The organism is Pantoea sp. PvP021 (assembly GCF_054056055.1).
This window is the reverse complement of sequence record NZ_JBSRXX010000001.1, coordinates 862,905-878,926: the sequence shown is the minus strand read 5'-3', so window position 1 is coordinate 878,926 and position 16,022 is coordinate 862,905. Positions and strand designations below refer to the sequence as shown.

General features: G+C 56.9%; 12 protein-coding genes. 6 read left to right on the top strand and 6 right to left on the bottom strand.

What is annotated here, in order from left to right; translation table 11 throughout:
* Positions 1-20: 20 nt before the first annotated feature.
* A complete protein-coding gene (locus ACVKSX_RS03990; RefSeq protein WP_022625708.1) occupies positions 21-1,718 on the bottom strand; it encodes a ribulokinase in 1,698 nt (565 codons plus the stop codon).
* A gap of 365 nt (positions 1,719-2,083) precedes the next feature.
* On the opposite strand from ACVKSX_RS03990, the gene ACVKSX_RS03985 reads away from it, so the two are divergent.
* From ACVKSX_RS03985 to ACVKSX_RS03965, 5 genes are all read left to right on the top strand, one after another.
* A complete protein-coding gene (locus tag ACVKSX_RS03985) occupies positions 2,084-3,067 on the top strand; it encodes an arabinose ABC transporter substrate-binding protein (RefSeq protein WP_010670084.1) in 984 nt (327 codons plus the stop codon).
* Between the two features lie 99 nt (positions 3,068-3,166).
* Entirely contained in the window at positions 3,167-4,687 is a 1,521-nt protein-coding gene (gene araG / locus ACVKSX_RS03980; protein WP_354438397.1) for an L-arabinose ABC transporter ATP-binding protein AraG, read from the top strand.
* A gap of 12 nt (positions 4,688-4,699) precedes the next feature.
* Entirely contained in the window at positions 4,700-5,683 is a 984-nt protein-coding gene (gene araH / locus ACVKSX_RS03975; protein WP_010245363.1) for an L-arabinose ABC transporter permease AraH, read from the top strand.
* A 76-nt stretch (positions 5,684-5,759) separates the two neighbouring features.
* Complete coding sequence (gene araC / locus ACVKSX_RS03970; RefSeq protein ID WP_163798414.1) at positions 5,760-6,677, top strand: arabinose operon transcriptional regulator AraC; 918 nt, start codon at positions 5,760-5,762, stop codon at positions 6,675-6,677.
* Between the two features lie 102 nt (positions 6,678-6,779).
* Complete coding sequence (locus ACVKSX_RS03965; protein ID WP_010670085.1) at positions 6,780-7,826, top strand: oxidoreductase; 1,047 nt, start codon at positions 6,780-6,782, stop codon at positions 7,824-7,826.
* Positions 7,827-7,908: 82 nt separating this feature from the next.
* Here ACVKSX_RS03965 and add read toward each other — a convergent pair whose 3' ends face one another.
* From add to malX, 3 genes are all read right to left on the bottom strand, one after another.
* Positions 7,909-8,904 carry an adenosine deaminase gene (add, locus tag ACVKSX_RS03960; protein ID WP_346439148.1) on the bottom strand — a complete coding sequence of 332 codons (996 nt, stop codon included), beginning with the start codon at positions 8,902-8,904 and terminating at the stop codon, positions 7,909-7,911.
* A gap of 143 nt (positions 8,905-9,047) precedes the next feature.
* Positions 9,048-10,220, bottom strand: coding sequence for a MalY/PatB family protein (locus tag ACVKSX_RS03955; RefSeq protein ID WP_354438395.1), 1,173 nt, complete (start codon positions 10,218-10,220; stop codon positions 9,048-9,050).
* Between the two features lie 16 nt (positions 10,221-10,236).
* Positions 10,237-11,826: a maltose/glucose-specific PTS transporter subunit IIBC gene (gene malX / locus ACVKSX_RS03950; RefSeq protein ID WP_010245347.1), complete on the bottom strand. Its 1,590-nt coding sequence runs from the start codon at positions 11,824-11,826 to the stop codon at positions 10,237-10,239.
* Between the two features lie 174 nt (positions 11,827-12,000).
* On the opposite strand from malX, the gene malI reads away from it, so the two are divergent.
* On the top strand, positions 12,001-13,026 hold the full coding sequence (gene malI, locus ACVKSX_RS03945) for a Mal regulon transcriptional regulator MalI (RefSeq protein ID WP_089414210.1): 1,026 nt from the start codon (positions 12,001-12,003) through the stop codon (positions 13,024-13,026).
* 42 nt (positions 13,027-13,068) lie between these two features.
* On the opposite strand, the gene ACVKSX_RS03940 is transcribed toward malI, so the two are convergent.
* Positions 13,069-14,568: a YdgA family protein gene (locus ACVKSX_RS03940; RefSeq protein WP_307379984.1), complete on the bottom strand. Its 1,500-nt coding sequence runs from the start codon at positions 14,566-14,568 to the stop codon at positions 13,069-13,071.
* A gap of 132 nt (positions 14,569-14,700) precedes the next feature.
* Entirely contained in the window at positions 14,701-15,876 is a 1,176-nt protein-coding gene (manA, locus tag ACVKSX_RS03935) for a mannose-6-phosphate isomerase (RefSeq protein ID WP_010670091.1), read from the bottom strand.
* Positions 15,877-16,022 lie beyond the last annotated feature (146 nt).

The following is a 16,022-nucleotide window of genomic DNA, read 5'->3' as shown; positions in this document are numbered from 1 at the left end:
ACTGCCTGCAACAATTACGCCTACTGGGATAGGCTCTTAGCGGAAGCGGGGCGTGCGGCGTATTGCGGTTCAGCCGCCACGCACCATTGTTGATAGCGTTGATAAAGTTGTTGATAGCGGGCGACGCGCGCCGGATCGGGCTGCAGCGTCACGGCAATCGGGCTGGCCATCACCTGCTGGGCGTCGGGAACGCTGGCGTGCACACCGGCGGCGACGGCGGCGAAAATGGCCGCACCCAGCGCACAGCACTCGTCAGAGGCGACGATATCCAGTGGGCGATTCATCACATCGCAGCAGGCCTGCATAATTGCCGGGGATTTCCGCGCGATGCCGCCCAGGGTCAGAATGCTCTCGACCGGGATCTGCTGCTGTTCGAAGCACTCCATAATTGCGCGTGCGCCAAATGCGGTGGCGGCGACCAGACCACCAAACAGGGCGGGGGCATCGGTGCCCAGATTGAGGTCGGTAATCACCCCTTTCAGCCGCTGATTGGCATTTGGCGTGCGGCGACCGTTAAACCAGTCCAGCACCACCGGCAGATGGTCGAGCTGCGGGTTTGCGGCCCAGGCCTCGGTCAGATCTTTAATCAGACTCTTTTGCATCTCAGCCAGCTGAGGCTTCAGCTCCGGATGCTGCTGCGCCGCCAGCTGCAGCGGCCAGCCCAGTAAACGGCTGAACCAGGCATAGATATCACCAAAGGCAGACTGACCCGCCTCCAGCCCGATAGCGCCTGGCATTACGCTGCCATCGACCTGACCACAGATGCCTTTGATGTCGCGATCGCCGACCTTTTCGGTATCCGCAATCAGGATGTCGCAGGTTGAGGTGCCGATCACTTTCACCAGCGTATAGGGTTTGGCACCGCCACCGACCGCGCCCATATGACAGTCAAATGCGCCACCCGAGAGCGTCACGGTTTGCGTCAGGCCAAGACGCTGCGCCCATTCAGGGCTAAGCGTGCCGACAGGCAGATCAGCGGTCCAGGTATCGGTAAACAGGGGAGAGTCGAGCTGCTGCGTTAACAGCGGATCCAGCGCATTGAGAAAATCGACATCGGGCAGGCCATTCCAGTCGCCGTGCCACAGCGCCTTGTGACCGGCCGCACAGCGCCCCCGACGCAATTTGTCAGGTGCAGTGGTGCCGCTTAACAGGGCTGGCACCCAGTCGCACAGTTCGACCCAGGAGACAGCGGCGTCACGCACGGCCGCATCTTCACGCGACACGTGCAGAATCTTCGCCCAGAACCACTCTGAGGAGTAAATTCCGCCAATATAGCGGCTGTAATCCTGGAAGCGGCCGCTGTGGCACAGCTGATTGATCTCTTCCGCTTCTTCTATAGCGGTGTGATCTTTCCACAACACAAACATCGCGTTGGGGTTGTCGGCGAACTCCGGACGCAGCGCCAGCACGTTGCCGTCGCGGTCAATAGGGGCAGGGGTCGAACCGGTGCTGTCAACACCAATGCCGACCACGGCGTTGCGCTGATCTTCACTCAGTGCATTCAGCACGCCGAGCAGCGCCTGCTCCATGGCGTCGATGTAATCCTGTGGATGGTGACGAAAACGGTTAGTGTGCGGATCGCTGTATAAGCCCTGTTGCCAGCGCGGATAGCTGAACACCGCACTCTGCAGCTCTTTGCCGCTATGACAATCCACGGCCAGCGCACGCACCGAATCACTACCAAAGTCCAGCCCAAGGGTGATGGCTCCAGCACGCATCGGAATCTCCTGTAGTTAGTTAACTCCTGTATCCTGGGTTCGGCGCGCGAAATCAGTTAGTCATCGCTGGCTGACAATATGCACTTTTCTGTCATCGGCAGTGATTTTGTGATCCATTGCAAAAGTTAAGGTCCGGTTAAATTTGCTGAATATATGGATCATTTTGTCGTGATTTTAAGATGTGATACCGCTCTACATTTTTCTTCGCTAATACCGCTAAAACTAGCCCAGCGTCTGGACAGTCTGTCAGCACATGCCAGCCTAACGCACTGATTTATGGCTGTACCCACAAAACAAAACAAACTGGTAGCGTTTACACCGATTCGTTATTAGCAGCGAAAAATAACCTGGTACCGGAGAGCATCATGCATAAATTCACTAAAGCGTTCGCGGTCATCGGCCTGGCAGCGGTTATGTCACAATCCGCTATCGCCGAGACCATGAAGCTGGGATTCTTAGTCAAGCAACCAGAGGAACCCTGGTTCCAGACTGAATGGAAATTCGCCGACAAAGCGGGCAAAGATCTTGGCTTTGATGTCATTAAAATTGCCGTGCCGGATGGTGAAAAAACCCTGAATGCCATCGACAGCCTGGCGGCTAACGGCGCGAAAGGTTTTGTTATCTGTACGCCCGATCCGAAACTCGGCTCTGCCATCATGGCAAAAGCGCGTGGCTACGGTCTGAAAGTCATCGCGGTCGATGACCAGTTCGTCACCGCCAAAGGCAAACCAATGGATACCGTGCCGCTGGTGATGATGGCCGCGACCAAAATTGGTGAGCGTCAGGGTCAGGAACTCTATAAAGAGATGCAGAAACGCGGCTGGGATGTGAAAACCACCGGCGTGATGGCGATTACCGCCAACGAACTCGACACCGCTCGTCGTCGTACCGGCGGCTCCATGGACGCCATCAAAGCCGCTGGCTTCCCGGCAGCGCAGATCTACCAGGTCCCCACCAAATCTAACGACATCCCTGGCGCATTTGACGCCGGTAACTCTCTGCTGGTTCAGCATCCTGAAGTCAAACACTGGCTGATTGTGGGTATGAACGACAACACCGTGCTGGGCGGCGTGCGCGCGACCGAAGGTCAGGGCTTTAAAGCCGCTGACGTCATCGGTATCGGCATCAACGGCGTCGATGCCATCAGTGAACTGTCGAAAGAGAAGGCGACCGGCTTCTACGGATCGCTGCTGCCAAGCCCGGATATCCACGGCTACAAAAGCAGCCAGATGCTCTACAACTGGGTCAGCAAAGGTGAAGAGCCACCGAAATTCACCGAAGTTACCGATGTGGTGCTGATCACCCGTGACAACTTCAAAACTGAACTGGCGAAAAAAGGACTGATGTAACCCTGAGCCTGCCAGGCAGTTTGTCGCCTGGCATCCTTAATAGCCAATTTCGCGCCGCCCGCCATAACCGGCCGGTGGCGCGAAAGAGTGAGGAAAAACATGAACACTGATTCAGCATTTCTGTCGTTTCATGGCATCAGTAAAACCTTCCCTGGCGTCAAAGCGTTGCAGGATATCTCTTTCGACTGCCGTGGCGGTGAAGTCCATGCTCTGATGGGCGAGAACGGCGCAGGCAAATCGACGCTGTTAAAAATACTTAGCGGCAGTTATCAGCCGAGCGGCGGTGAGATTCGTATTAAAGGCCAGCCGATGAGCTTTCAGCACACCACCGATGCGCTGGACGCGGGCGTCGCCATTATTTACCAGGAACTGCATCTGGTGCCGGAAATGAGCGTGGCAGAGAACATCTATCTCGGTCAGATCCCGCACAAACATGGGCTGGTCAACCGTAAGCTGATGCGTTTTGAGGCGGGCCTGCAACTGAAAAATCTCGGCATGGATATCGATCCCGATATGCCGCTGAAATATCTGTCGCTGGGGCAGTGGCAGATGGTGGAGATTGCCAAAGCGCTGGCGCGTAACGCGCGTATTATCGCCTTTGATGAGCCAACCAGCTCCCTGTCGGCGCGTGAAATCGACAACCTGTTCCGCGTCATCCGTCAGCTCCGTGAGGAGGGCCGGGTGGTGCTCTACGTTTCACACCGCATGGAGGAGATCTTCGCCCTCAGCGATGCCATCACCGTCTTTAAAGATGGCCGCTACGTGCGGACGTTTACCGATATGGCTAACACCCATCACGACGATCTGGTGCAGGCGATGGTGGGACGAAACCTCGGGGATATCTATGGCTATTCATCGCGTGCTAAAGGCGCGGTGCGGCTGGAGCTGGACAAGGTCGAAGCGAAGGGCGTGCGGACGCCGATTTCGCTGAAAGTCCATGCCGGTGAAATCGTCGGCCTGTTTGGCCTGGTCGGTGCCGGTCGCAGTGAACTGCTGAAAGGGCTGTTTGGCGGCACGCGTCTGCGCGGCGGTCAGGTGATTCTGGACGGCAAACCGCTGCCGCTGCGGGAGCCGATCGATGCCATCCGTGCGGGCATCATGCTCTGCCCGGAAGATCGCAAAGCCGAGGGCATTATTCCGGTGCATTCGGTGCGCGACAACATCAACATCAGCGCCCGTCGTCATAACCTTACTGCGGGCTGCCTGATTAAAAACGGCTGGGAAAATAAAAATGCCGACAGCCATATCCGCTCGCTAAACATCAAAACGCCCAGCGCCGATCAGCTGATCATGAACCTTTCCGGCGGCAACCAGCAGAAGGCGATTCTGGGACGCTGGCTGTCAGAGGATATGAAAGTGATCCTGCTGGATGAGCCAACGCGCGGTATCGATGTCGGTGCCAAGCATGAAATCTATAACCTGATTTATCAGCTGGCGAACCGGGGCATTGCAGTGCTGTTCGCCTCCAGCGATTTACCGGAAGTGATGGGCCTGGCCGATCGCATCGTGGTGATGCGCGAAGGTGCCATTGCCGGTGAACTGCTACACGACGACGCCACGGAACAGCAGACGCTGAGCCTGGCGATGCCCAAAACCACTCAAGCGGCCGCCGTGGCCTGACAGGAGATCATCATGGCTTCATCCACGACCTCAAATACGCCGCAGCCCGCTTCACGCGGCGGCCTGCAGTTAGGTCGCATCTGGGACAACTTCGGCATGCTGGTGGTATTTGCACTGCTGTTTATTGTCTGTGCGATCTTTGTGCCGAACTTCGGCTCGTTTATCAATATGAAAGGCTTAGGGCTGGCAATGTCGATGTCCGGCATGGTCGCCTGCGGCATGCTGTTCTGTCTGGCCTCCGGTGATTTTGACCTGTCGGTCGCTTCCGTCATCGCCTGTGCGGGTGTGGTTACCGCCGTGGTGATTAACATGACCGAAAGCCTGTGGATTGGCGTGGGTGCCGGTCTGGTACTCGGTATGATCACCGGCTTTATCAACGGCTTTGTGATTGCCCGCCTCAAGATCAATGCGCTGATCACCACGCTGGCGACCATGCAGATTGTCCGCGGGCTGGCCTATATCTTCTCTGACGGTAAAGCGGTCGGTATCGAAGATGAGCGCTTCTTTGAACTGGGCTTTGCCAACTGGCTTGGCGTGCCTGCGCCCATCTGGCTGACCCTGGCTACGATGCTGATCTTCGGCTTCCTGCTCAACAAAACCACCTTTGGCCGTAACACCCTGGCAATTGGCGGCAATGAAGAGGCGGCGCGACTGGCCGGTGTGCCGGTGGTGCGCACCCGCATTATCATTTTCATTCTCTCCGGTCTGGTTTCAGCGGCGGCGGGCATTATCCTGGCGTCACGTATGACCAGCGGCCAGCCAATGACCTCCATTGGCTATGAGCTGGTGGTGATTTCTGCCTGCGTGCTGGGTGGCGTTTCGCTGAAGGGCGGCATCGGTAAAATCTCCTATGTGGTGGCAGGGGTGCTGATCCTCGGCACGGTAGAGAATGCGATGAATTTATTGAATATCTCGCCATTCTCACAGTATGTGGTACGCGGTCTGATACTGTTAGCTGCGGTGATTTTTGACCGTTACAAACAGAAAAAAGCCTGATTGAGCGAGCAGTTGGTCCGCAGAGGCAGAAGCCTCTGCGGGCTATCCGAACAATAACAGACTGAGTGAGGACGCTATGTATCACCGTGAATTACCGGCCGAGCAGCAAAACCCCTTGTTGCCGGGCTATTCATTCAATGCCTGGCTGGTGGCGGGGCTGACGCCCATCACCGCAGATGGCCCGCTCGATTTCTTTATCGATCGCCCGCACGGCATGAAAGGTTACATTCTGAATCTCACTATCAAAGGTAAAGGGCGGGTATTTGACGGCGAGCGGGCATTTGACTGCGAACCTGGCGAAATGCTGCTGTTTCAGCCGAAAACGGCTCACTATTATGGTCGCGCGCCGGACAACCCGCAGTGGTTTCACCGCTGGGTCTATTTCCGTCCGCGCGCCTACTGGCACGACTGGCTGCGCTGGCAGGATGAGCAGGAGGGCGTGGGACGACTGCTGCTGCCTGAATCGCTGCGTGGCGAATTTGATCGCCTGTTTGCCAGTATCGAACAGACCCACAATTCGGGCCGTCGCTTTGCAGAAGAGCTGGCGATGAACCTGCTGGAACGGCTGCTGCTGCGCGCCGTTGAAGAAGATCCTCGTAGCCATCAGTTAATTCGCGATCCTCGCGTGATTGAAGCCTGCCAGTACGTCACCAACCATCTCGCCAGCGAGGTTAAGATTGAAGAGGTGGCGCGCCACGTCTGTCTGTCGCCGTCGCGGCTGGCGCACCTGTTCCGCGAGCAGATGGGTGTGAACCTGCTGCGCTGGCGTGAAGATCAGCGTGTAATCCGCGCGAAACTGCTGCTGCAGACCACCCAGGAACCGATCGCCTCGGTAGGACGTGAAGTGGGCTATGACGATCAGCTCTACTTCTCGCGGGTGTTCCGCAAGCGGGTCGGCGTCAGTCCCAGCGACTTCCGCCGCCGTAATCAGGATGCGCACGACAGCCTGGCCGCTCAGACCGCCTGGCCGCTGGCGCGAAGTGCTATCTCTTAGTTTTTTCGGGGAATTCCGGCTTGTCGCCATTTGGTTAATAGTCTTAAATCAATCAGGTTATCAACTAAGAGCCTGGTCAATCAGGCTCTGAGAGGAATCCAAATGAGCGATAAATTACGTGTTGGTCTGATCGGCTACGGTTTTGCCAGTAAAACGTTTCACGCCCCGCTGATTGCGGGGACGCCGGACGTCGAGCTGGCAGCCATTTCCAGTAGCGACGCCAGCAAAGTCCACGCCGACTGGCCCGCCGTTAAGGTGGTGGCTGACCCTCAGGCGCTGCTGGACGACCCGACGCTGCAACTGATTGTTATTCCTACCCCCAACGACACGCACTTCCCGCTGGCAAAAGCAGCGCTGAACGCCGGTAAACATGTGGTGGTCGATAAGCCTTTCACCGTGACGTTGTCACAGGCACGTGAACTGGATGCGCTGGCGAAAGCCAAGGGGCTGCTGCTGTCGGTGTTCCACAACCGCCGCTGGGACAGTGACTTCCTGACGCTGAAATCCCTGATTGAGGCCGGTACGCTGGGTGAAGTGCGCTACTTCGAATCGCACTTTGACCGCTTCCGTCTGGAAGTGCGTAATCGCTGGCGTGAAATGAAAGGCGCAGGCAGCGGAATCTGGTATGACCTGGGGCCGCATCTGCTGGACCAGGCGCTGCAGCTGTTTGGCCCGCCGGTCGCTATCACAGTTGATCTGGCAGAGATGCGTCCGGGCGCGCAGACCACCGACTACTTCCACGCGACGCTGACTTATCCGCAGCGCCGTGTCGTGCTGCACGCCAGCATGCTGGTAGCGGCAGAATCTGCCCGTTATACCGTCCACGGCACGCGCGGCAGTTACGTCAAATATGGTCTTGATCCGCAGGAAGATCGCCTGAAGTCAGGTGACTTCCCGCCGCAGGAAGACTGGGGCTATGACATGCGTGATGGCACTCTGACGCTGGTTGACGGAGATTCCCTGACCGAAACGACCCAGCTGACCCAGCCAGGCAACTATCCCGCTTACTATGCGGGCATCCGCGATGCGATTGCCGGACGTGGTAACAATCCGGTGACAGCGGAAGAGGCGATTCATGTGATGGAGCTGATCGAGTTAGGTCTGCAATCTGCCGAGAAACGCCAGACGATGTCGCTGAAGCGCGTTTAATCGGTCGGTGCTTAAAACGCAATAAGTAAAAAAGCGAAACGGGCCGGATATCCGGCCCGTTTTTTGTCGCTACGCTTCAGGATTACTGCACCCGGGCGCGAAGAGCCGCTTTCTCTGCTTCGCTCAGGAACGCAATCGTCAGACCATTTTCCTGCGCCTGACGGATCTGCGCCGCGCTCAGACCGGCAGCCGGAGCGGCGTGATGATACTCATGCGCCAGTTCAATGCCCTGAACCGCAGGATCATCCGTGTTAATCGTCGCCAGAATGCCATGCTCCAGGAAGGTCTTCAGCGGATGGTGCGCCAGTGATGGCACGGTGCTGGTCTGGATATTGGAGGTCAGGCAGGATTCAATACCAATACGGTGCTCCGCCAGGAAATCCATCAGCGCGCGATCTTCAATCGCTTTCACGCCGTGACCGATACGTTCTGCACCCAGCTCCCGAATCGCCTGCCAGATGCTCTCGGGTCCGGCCGCTTCGCCCGCATGGACGGTCACGCGGAAACCGGCATCGCGCGCCTGGGTAAAGTGGCTCAGGAACTCGCTGCCCGGGAAGCCCAGCTCATCACCCGCCAGATCGACCGCGGTGATGTGATCGCGATGGGCAAGCAAACCTTCCAGTTCGCTGAGGCAGGCATCTTCGCCAAAGGTACGGCTCATAATACCGATCAGACGCACGTCGATATCGTGCTGCTGACGGCCTGCGCGCACGCCCTCAATTACCGCTTCAACCACACCGGCAATCGGCAGGTTGTGGGTCATCGCCATATAACCAGGGGAAAAACGCAGTTCAGCATAGTGAATGCCCGCGCGGGCGGCATCTTCGACATTCTCCTGCGCGATCCGGCGGCAGGCATCCAGATCACCCAGCACTTTCACACCCCAGTCGAGCTTCTGCAGGAAGCTCACCAGGTCAGGCTCATTCTGGCCGACCTGCACATGCGGACGCAGCGTTTCCAGCGTGGAAGCAGGCAGGGCGAGGTTAAACTGGCGACCTAAATCGAGAATGGTTTGTGCACGGATGTTGCCATCAAGGTGGCGGTGAATATCAGTCAGAGGAATTTTAGAATCGATCATGGCGCACTCGCTCAGTTGTCGGTGAAGTGCAGAGCATTATAAAAATATCTTGCGCAACAGCGCCAGCTATTTGCGCAACAGCCGCGCCGGATGCTGCTTAATTACGCATAACCGGCGAGCAATGGTTGCCTCGCCGGTTAATATCACTTCTGCAACTGATGGATCGCCGCAATCAGGCGTGAAAGGCCCTCATCAACTTTGCTGCGCGGACAGCCAACGTTAAGACGCAAAAACCCTTTGCCTGCATCACCGTAGGTCGATCCGGGCATAATTGCGACCCGTTGCTGGATCAGCGCCTGTTGCAGGGCCTCTTCAGGAATGCCCAGCGGATTGATATCGAGCCAGGCGAGATAGGTCGCCTCGGGAATGTGCCAGTTCAGTGCGGGAAACTCAGCGTTAAGCCGATTGGCAACCAGTATGAAATTACCATAAAGATAGCTGCGCAGGGCATCCAGCCAGGGTGCGCCTTGTTGGTAGGCGGCAACGTGTGCCGTGACGGCCAGCACGGCCGGAGAAGAAAGGCCGTCAGCATTTTTCAGCGCCTGAAACCAGGCGGCTCTGTCTGCCGCATCCGGGATAATTCCCCACGCACCGGTCAGGCCTGGTACGTTGAAGCTTTTCGACGCCGAGGTAAACAGCGCCCAGTCACTGCGCGCCACGCTGGCCCACGGAGTATGGGGCTGATTACCCACTACCATATCCATATGGATTTCATCGCTGATCACCCGCACGCCGTGACGATCGCAGAGCGCCGCCATCTGTTGCAGCTCAGCTGCTGTCCACACTTTACCGGTGGGATTGTGCGGGCTGCAGAGCAACAGGATCTTGCAGCGCGGGCGCGCCAGCCGCGTCTCCAGCGCGGCCATATCACATCGCCAGCTACCGTTATCCCGCTGCAGCGGCATCTCCAGCACCTGTCGCTGATTGCCGCGTACCGTTTTATAAAAAGCATCGTAGGCGGGGGTGTGGAGCACCACTTCATCATCCGGGTTGCTCCAGCGGCGCAGCATCTGCGCCACCATATAGATCACCGAGGGTCCATAAACCAGCGTGTCAGCATCGGGCTGGTAGCCGAAACGGCTGGACATCCAGTGGCAGCAGGCGGAAAGAAAATCGTCATGCTGCCAGCGACTGTAACCCAACACGCCGTGTGCTACGCGCTGGGCCAGCGCCTGCTGAACCGCTGGCGCAGTTCTGAAGTCCATATCCGAAATGGTAAACGGCAGCAGATCGGGGACGCCAAAGCGGTCAGCCACGAAATCCCACTGGGTAGACCAGCTGCCGCGGCGATCGATGACTTCGTCAAAGTTAAACATTATCGGCTCCGGCACTTCAGGCAGTGACATTCATCAGGTGTGACAGTTCATCTTTCACCGACTGCACCTGTGGACCGATAACCACCTGCAGGCTGGTCTGATTAAGATGGACCACACCTATCGCGCCGTTGGCTTTCAGCGCCGCATCATCCACTTTACTCATATCCGCCAGGGTCAGACGCAGGCGCGTCAGACAATTATCCAGCGAGGTAATATTCTCCACGCCGCCAAGTGCCGCCAGAATAGCTGGTGAGTTATAGCCAGATTTGCCTTTACCGGCATTGCTGACCTGCTGCGCAACCGCACTGGCACTTTCCACTTCGCGGCCCGGTGTTTTGATATTGAAGTGCAGAATGGCGAATCGGAAAATCAGGTAGTAACCAACAAACCATATCGCTGCGACAACGGGTACCCAGTACCATTTGGTCGACAGCCCGTGCAGCACACCAAACACTACAAAGTCGATGATATTGCCGTCTGTATTGCCGATAGTAACGCCCAGTATCGCCATGATGCTAAAGCCAACGCCGGTCAGCAGGGCGTGGATCAGATAGAGGAACGGGGCGACAAACAGAAACAGGAATTCGATAGGTTCGGTGGTGCCGCCAACCACGCAGGCCACCACGCCGGAGATCAACAGGCCTTTAATCTTATGGCGATTCTCCGGGCGGGCGCAGTGATAGATGGCCAGGGCAGCACCTGGCAGGCCACCCAGGAACGCAGGCATTTTACCCTGTGACAGGAAGCGGGTCGCGCTTTCAGCAAAACCGTGGGTTTCCGGGCAGGCGAGCTGCGCCTGGAAAATGGTTAAGGCACCGCTCACGCTCTTGCCACACACATCCAGTGTGCCGCCTGCATCGGTAAAGCGCATGATGGCGACCAGAATATGCTGCAGGCCAAACGGCAGCAGCAGACGTTCGCCGGTTCCAAAGATCATCGGGCCAAAATCACCCGCGCTGTTTATCATCCAGCCTAATCCGGTGATACCCCGCGCGAAAAAAGGCCAGATCAGCGGGACGACCAGTCCCAGTAAACCAATCACCAGCGTGGTGATAATCGGCACAAACCGGGTGCCGCCAAAGAAGGCCAGCGCATCGGGCAGTCGGATGTTATGAAAGCGCTCATGCAGCCAGAACACCACAATACCCACAATGACCGCGCCCAGAATGCCGGTATCGATCGACGGTATCCCCAGGATCGGCTGAACGTTGTTAGCTTTCAGCACGGCGGCATCGGTGGTTGGCAGAATGCCGTGGATATTGAGCCAGAAGTTGATGCTGAGGTTTAGCACGGCATAACCCACAAAGCCGGCAAACGCTGCCACGCCCTTGTTCTCGCGCGCCATACCCAGCGGAATCGCAATGGCGAACATCACTGGCAGATAGCTAAAGGCGAACGATCCCAGTTTGGCCATCCAGAGAAACAGATATTGCAGCCAGGGGTGATCCAGCACAGGTAACAGGGTCAGGACATCACGACTGCTCAGCGAACTGCCAATCCCGAGCATGATGCCGCAGAAGGAAAGCAGGGCAACCGGCAGCATAAAGGTTTTGCCCAGACTCTGGAAAAATTCCCAGACGGACATTTTTTGGTGAGAGGGTGACATGAACGCTCCTGGATAAACGGACCACTGAGTGAAGTGGCGGGATGATAAAACGTTTTACCTGGATCTTATGCGCGCTGAATCACACTCTTCAGGTCATGGACGATATAATTCTGACGTTATAAGGTGTAACGTTTTACCTTGTTTTCTAATGCTGTAATTCAGTTGAGTAATCTGATGAGTAAAATCACCATCAATGATGTTGCGGCGGCGGCGGGCGTGTCGGTGACCACGGTATCGCTGGTGTTATCCGGCAAAGGACGGATCTCTGCGGCCACCATGGCGCGCGTGAACGAGGCCATTGAGCAACTCGGTTTCGTGCGCAACCGTTCGGCAACCATGCTGCGCGGGGGTGAGAGTGGCGTGATTGGCTTGATCGTCCGCGATCTCAGCCAGCCATTTTATGCCGAAATGACGGCAGGTCTGAGTGAAGCGCTGGAGAAGCAGGGCAAATTGCTGTTCCTGACGCAGAGCGGCGCCCAGGGACAGCATCTGCATCGCTGCTTTGAGTCACTGGTCGCTCAGGGAGTGGATGGCGTGGTGCTGGGAGGCGGTGCCGATAAGGCCAGCCAGATTGTGACACGGGCCAGAGAGGTGAATATGGCCTTAGTCTGTGCCGCGCGCGCCAGTAGCCTGGATGAGGTAGACGCTATCCGCCCCGATAATGCTCAGGCTGCGCGTCTGGCCACAGAATACCTGATTCGTCAGGGGCATCAGCGCATTGCCTGGCTGGGCGGCCATAGCGCATCACTGACACGGGCAGAACGTCTTGGCGGCTACTGCGCCACCCTGCTGCAATATGGGCTGCCGTTCCGGCCTGAGTGGATTATTGAATGCGGTAACACGCAAAAAGAGGCGGCGGAAGCAGCGGTACAGCTGTTTCAGCACCATCCGCGGCTGACTGCCGTGCTGGCCTATAACGCCACTACCGCGCTGGGATGCTATTTTGGGCTGTTGCGCACCGGGCGAACATTCGCCCGGGGTGCAGTCGACAGCTATTACGATCAGCAACTGGCTCTGATGGGCTTTGGCGATGAACCGCAGGCGGAACTGACCGATCCGCCGCTGACGTTTGTCACCAGTTCAGCCCGGGAGATTGGCCGTGTGGCAGCTGAGCGTATCCTGCAACGGATAGCGCAACCGGATGCCGCCCGGCAGAACGTGATTATGCCGCCGCAGCTGGTTATTCGCGGCTCGGCATAAAAAAGGCGACCCGGAGGTCGCCTTTAAAGGAAGAGTAGAGAATTACTGCGGCATCCCTTCGCTGGTCGGCATACCCAGCATATAGCGGGAGAGGAACTGCTCCAGCGTCATTTTGTCGCCGTTCATGTTCACCTGACCGTTGGTATACTGCAGGCTGGTGACGATATTGTTATCCTGCTGCTGGGTCAGGCGGAACATCTGACCCATCGCCGCCAGTCCTTTCACCTGCTGATCTGCCAGCTTCTGTGCGTCATCGGCCTGATATCCTTCAGCCAGTCCCACTTTATGCATGGTTTCGGTCGCCATTGGCATATTGATGACCAGCTTGCTGTCCAGGCTCTTGAGTACCCGATCAACCATGGCGCTGAGTGTCTGGGCTTCGCCGGTCACCGCAGAGGGATCGTTGAAATTAGCGTTCAGGTTAAAGGTGCTTTCACCTTTATCATTTTTCCAGCTCAGCGGGGCGATACTGATCGCAGGTGAGCCTTTCAGTAGCATCGGCAGATTGCTCATCAGAATCTGATGCACACCCGCCTGGTAGCGGATAGGATCTTCCGCGACGCCAGGCTGGCTAAGCAGTTCCTGCATCTGCGCGTTGTAACGATCGGAGAAGGCTTTTACCGCCGGCGCATCAAACTGTGACAGTTTCATCTTCAGCGCTGCCTGACCAAAATCCTGCTTCTGCAGCTGAATGCCTTCAACCTTGTAGTCGATATTGCCGCCAATCTTACCGGCGCTGTTATCGAAAGAGGAGGTGCCTTTCATTTTGTGCAGCGTCAGGGCGTCCTGACCATTGATGCTGGCGTTGACCTTCTCAATATCCACTGACTGGTCGCCAATGCGCACACCTTCCGGGCTGAGATGGGTGTTACCGCTCAGCTTCAGACCATTAATGGTGAACAGCACCGGCTGGCCCATCTCATTTTTACTGGTCAGCGCGAGGCTATCAACGTCACTGTCCAGCGACACTTTGTCGCCTTTGTTATCCGCGCTGACGTTGAAGGTGCCCCCATTGGTGGCAAGACGCTCGCCGCTTTGCGCATTCTGATAATCAACCGGCAGAACGCGCAGCGCCGTATCGGTGGCACCGCTGTAGCCGATACGGGTATCGGCATTAATCAGTGACTTGTTGCCGGTCAGCTCAAACAGCTTTTTCACCGCATCGGTGTTAGCCAGTTCGGTATGAACCGACGCCATGCTCGGGATCAGATTGAAATGCTTCAGCTGAGCAAACGGGAAAGGGCCATGATCGATGGTTTCGTTCAGGATGATGCTCTGGCCTGGTTTAAGCAGGGGATTATCTTCCGTCTGCGAGTTGGCCTGAATCACCAGATTCACTTTGCTGCTGAACACGCCGCGCTGATAGTCCTGATAGCTGATCTTCAGTCGGCTGTTAGGGGCATAAGCATTCAGCTGGGCATTGGCGTTCTGCACCAGCTCATCCCTGTGGCTTTCAATCTGCTTGCCAGTGAACCATGCCGCGCCAGTCCAGACTACGCCCAGTGCGATGATGACACCTACGGCAACATTGGTCTTTTTCATTGCTGATTCGTCCTTATCCTTGAGTCCGCTTATGCCGCAGGTTTACCCCAGCGACTGAAGAAAAACGCCCGCAGGCGTTTAAAAGCTAATAGGTTGAAATAATAGCAGTTAACAGGCACTCCGTCAGCCGCTTCACCCTAAGTCGTTAAATACCCGCGCCAGTCGGCCCGTGCCTGCGACCGTTACGGGGGATTCGCTGGCGGCAATGAAGCAGGATTCACCTGGTTTCAGCGTTACCTGCTGCTCGCCTTTGGCGATCACCGTCTGGCCTTCAATGCAGAACAGCACTGCGGCGCTCTGCTGCGCCAGCGGCTGTGGCTCTGCGTTCAGGGTATGAATGGCAAAGGCAAAATCCTCCACCGGAATCGGGAAGCGCAGCGCGTTGCCCTGTTGCTCCGGCTCAGTCAGCAGGGTGCTGGCAGGCTTCTCTTCAAACTTCAGGTTCGCCATCAGCTCGGCGATATCGATATATTTCGGGGTTAAACCGGCCCGCAACACGTTATCAGAGTTTGCCATCACCTCCAGCGCCACGCCTTTCAGATAAGCGTGCGGGGTCTCCGCGTAGAGGAACATCGCCTCGCCCGGTTGCAGCGTGATTACGTTCAGCAGCAACGGCGAAAACAGGCCGCTGTCGTCAGGATACTCTGCCGCAATCATGCGAATGGTCTGCCACGGCTCACCCTGTTGTGCATCAACCGCGGATTTCAGGATGCCCAGCGCCAGCGATTTCGCCTCACCCTCCAGTGACAGCAGGGTAGAGAAGAGCGCGGCCAGCGTATCCTGATCGGGATGCTGCAGAAAATGGGCTATCTGTGGATGTGCGCCCGCAACCGGCTCCAGCAGTGAGACCATCTCCGTCAGGGTGCGAAAGCCATTCATCGCCTGGAAGGGCGTCAGCGCGTAGACCAGCTCCGGCTTGTGGTTGGCATCTTTATAATTACGCTCAGCAGCCGTCAGCGGAATACCCGCCGCATTCTCACGGGCAAAGCCCACTTCGGCCGCGCGTTTGCTGGGATGGACCTGAATCGACAGCGGCTGATCGGCAGACAACACTTTGAACAGGAAGGGCAGTTCACCAAAACGCTGTGCCACCGCTTCGCCCAGCATGGCGGCAGGCGCGGCATCAATCACGTCACGCAGCGAACGCTCGCTGCCCTGGTCAATCACGGTGGAGGGGCTTTTCGGATGTGCGCCCATCCAGAGTTCCGCCATCGGCAGCCCCTGTGGATTAGCGATTCCGTAAAGCTCAGTCAACGCAGTTTTGCTGCCCCATGCGTAGTTTTGCAGCGTATTGTTCATTTTTTGCATTGTATAACCCTTTATCACGGGAAATTATTGCCAGTATTAAAGCAGAAACTGCCGGTAAAAATACATCTCCAGCGCAAAAGGACGCTAAGCTCTGATAATGTTAAATTATTGTGTATTACTATCCTGACCGCCCGGCAGTCGATCGT

Bases quoted from the DNA above. Each gene is read 5' to 3' on its own strand.
- ACVKSX_RS03990 (WP_022625708.1), bottom strand. From the start codon at position 1,718: ATGCGTGCTGGAGCCATCACCCTTGGGCTGGACTTTGGTAGTGATTCG.
- araH (WP_010245363.1), top strand. From the start codon at position 4,700: ATGGCTTCATCCACGACCTCAAATACGCCGCAGCCCGCTTCACGCGGC.
- araG (WP_354438397.1), top strand. From the start codon at position 3,167: ATGAACACTGATTCAGCATTTCTGTCGTTTCATGGCATCAGTAAAACC.
- manA (WP_010670091.1), bottom strand. From the start codon at position 15,876: ATGCAAAAAATGAACAATACGCTGCAAAACTACGCATGGGGCAGCAAA.
- ACVKSX_RS03940 (WP_307379984.1), bottom strand. From the start codon at position 14,568: ATGAAAAAGACCAATGTTGCCGTAGGTGTCATCATCGCACTGGGCGTA.
- ACVKSX_RS03965 (WP_010670085.1), top strand. From the start codon at position 6,780: ATGAGCGATAAATTACGTGTTGGTCTGATCGGCTACGGTTTTGCCAGT.
- malI (WP_089414210.1), top strand. From the start codon at position 12,001: ATGAGTAAAATCACCATCAATGATGTTGCGGCGGCGGCGGGCGTGTCG.
- ACVKSX_RS03955 (WP_354438395.1), bottom strand. From the start codon at position 10,220: ATGTTTAACTTTGACGAAGTCATCGATCGCCGCGGCAGCTGGTCTACC.
- ACVKSX_RS03985 (WP_010670084.1), top strand. From the start codon at position 2,084: ATGCATAAATTCACTAAAGCGTTCGCGGTCATCGGCCTGGCAGCGGTT.
- add (WP_346439148.1), bottom strand. From the start codon at position 8,904: ATGATCGATTCTAAAATTCCTCTGACTGATATTCACCGCCACCTTGAT.
- malX (WP_010245347.1), bottom strand. From the start codon at position 11,826: ATGTCACCCTCTCACCAAAAAATGTCCGTCTGGGAATTTTTCCAGAGT.
- araC (WP_163798414.1), top strand. From the start codon at position 5,760: ATGTATCACCGTGAATTACCGGCCGAGCAGCAAAACCCCTTGTTGCCG.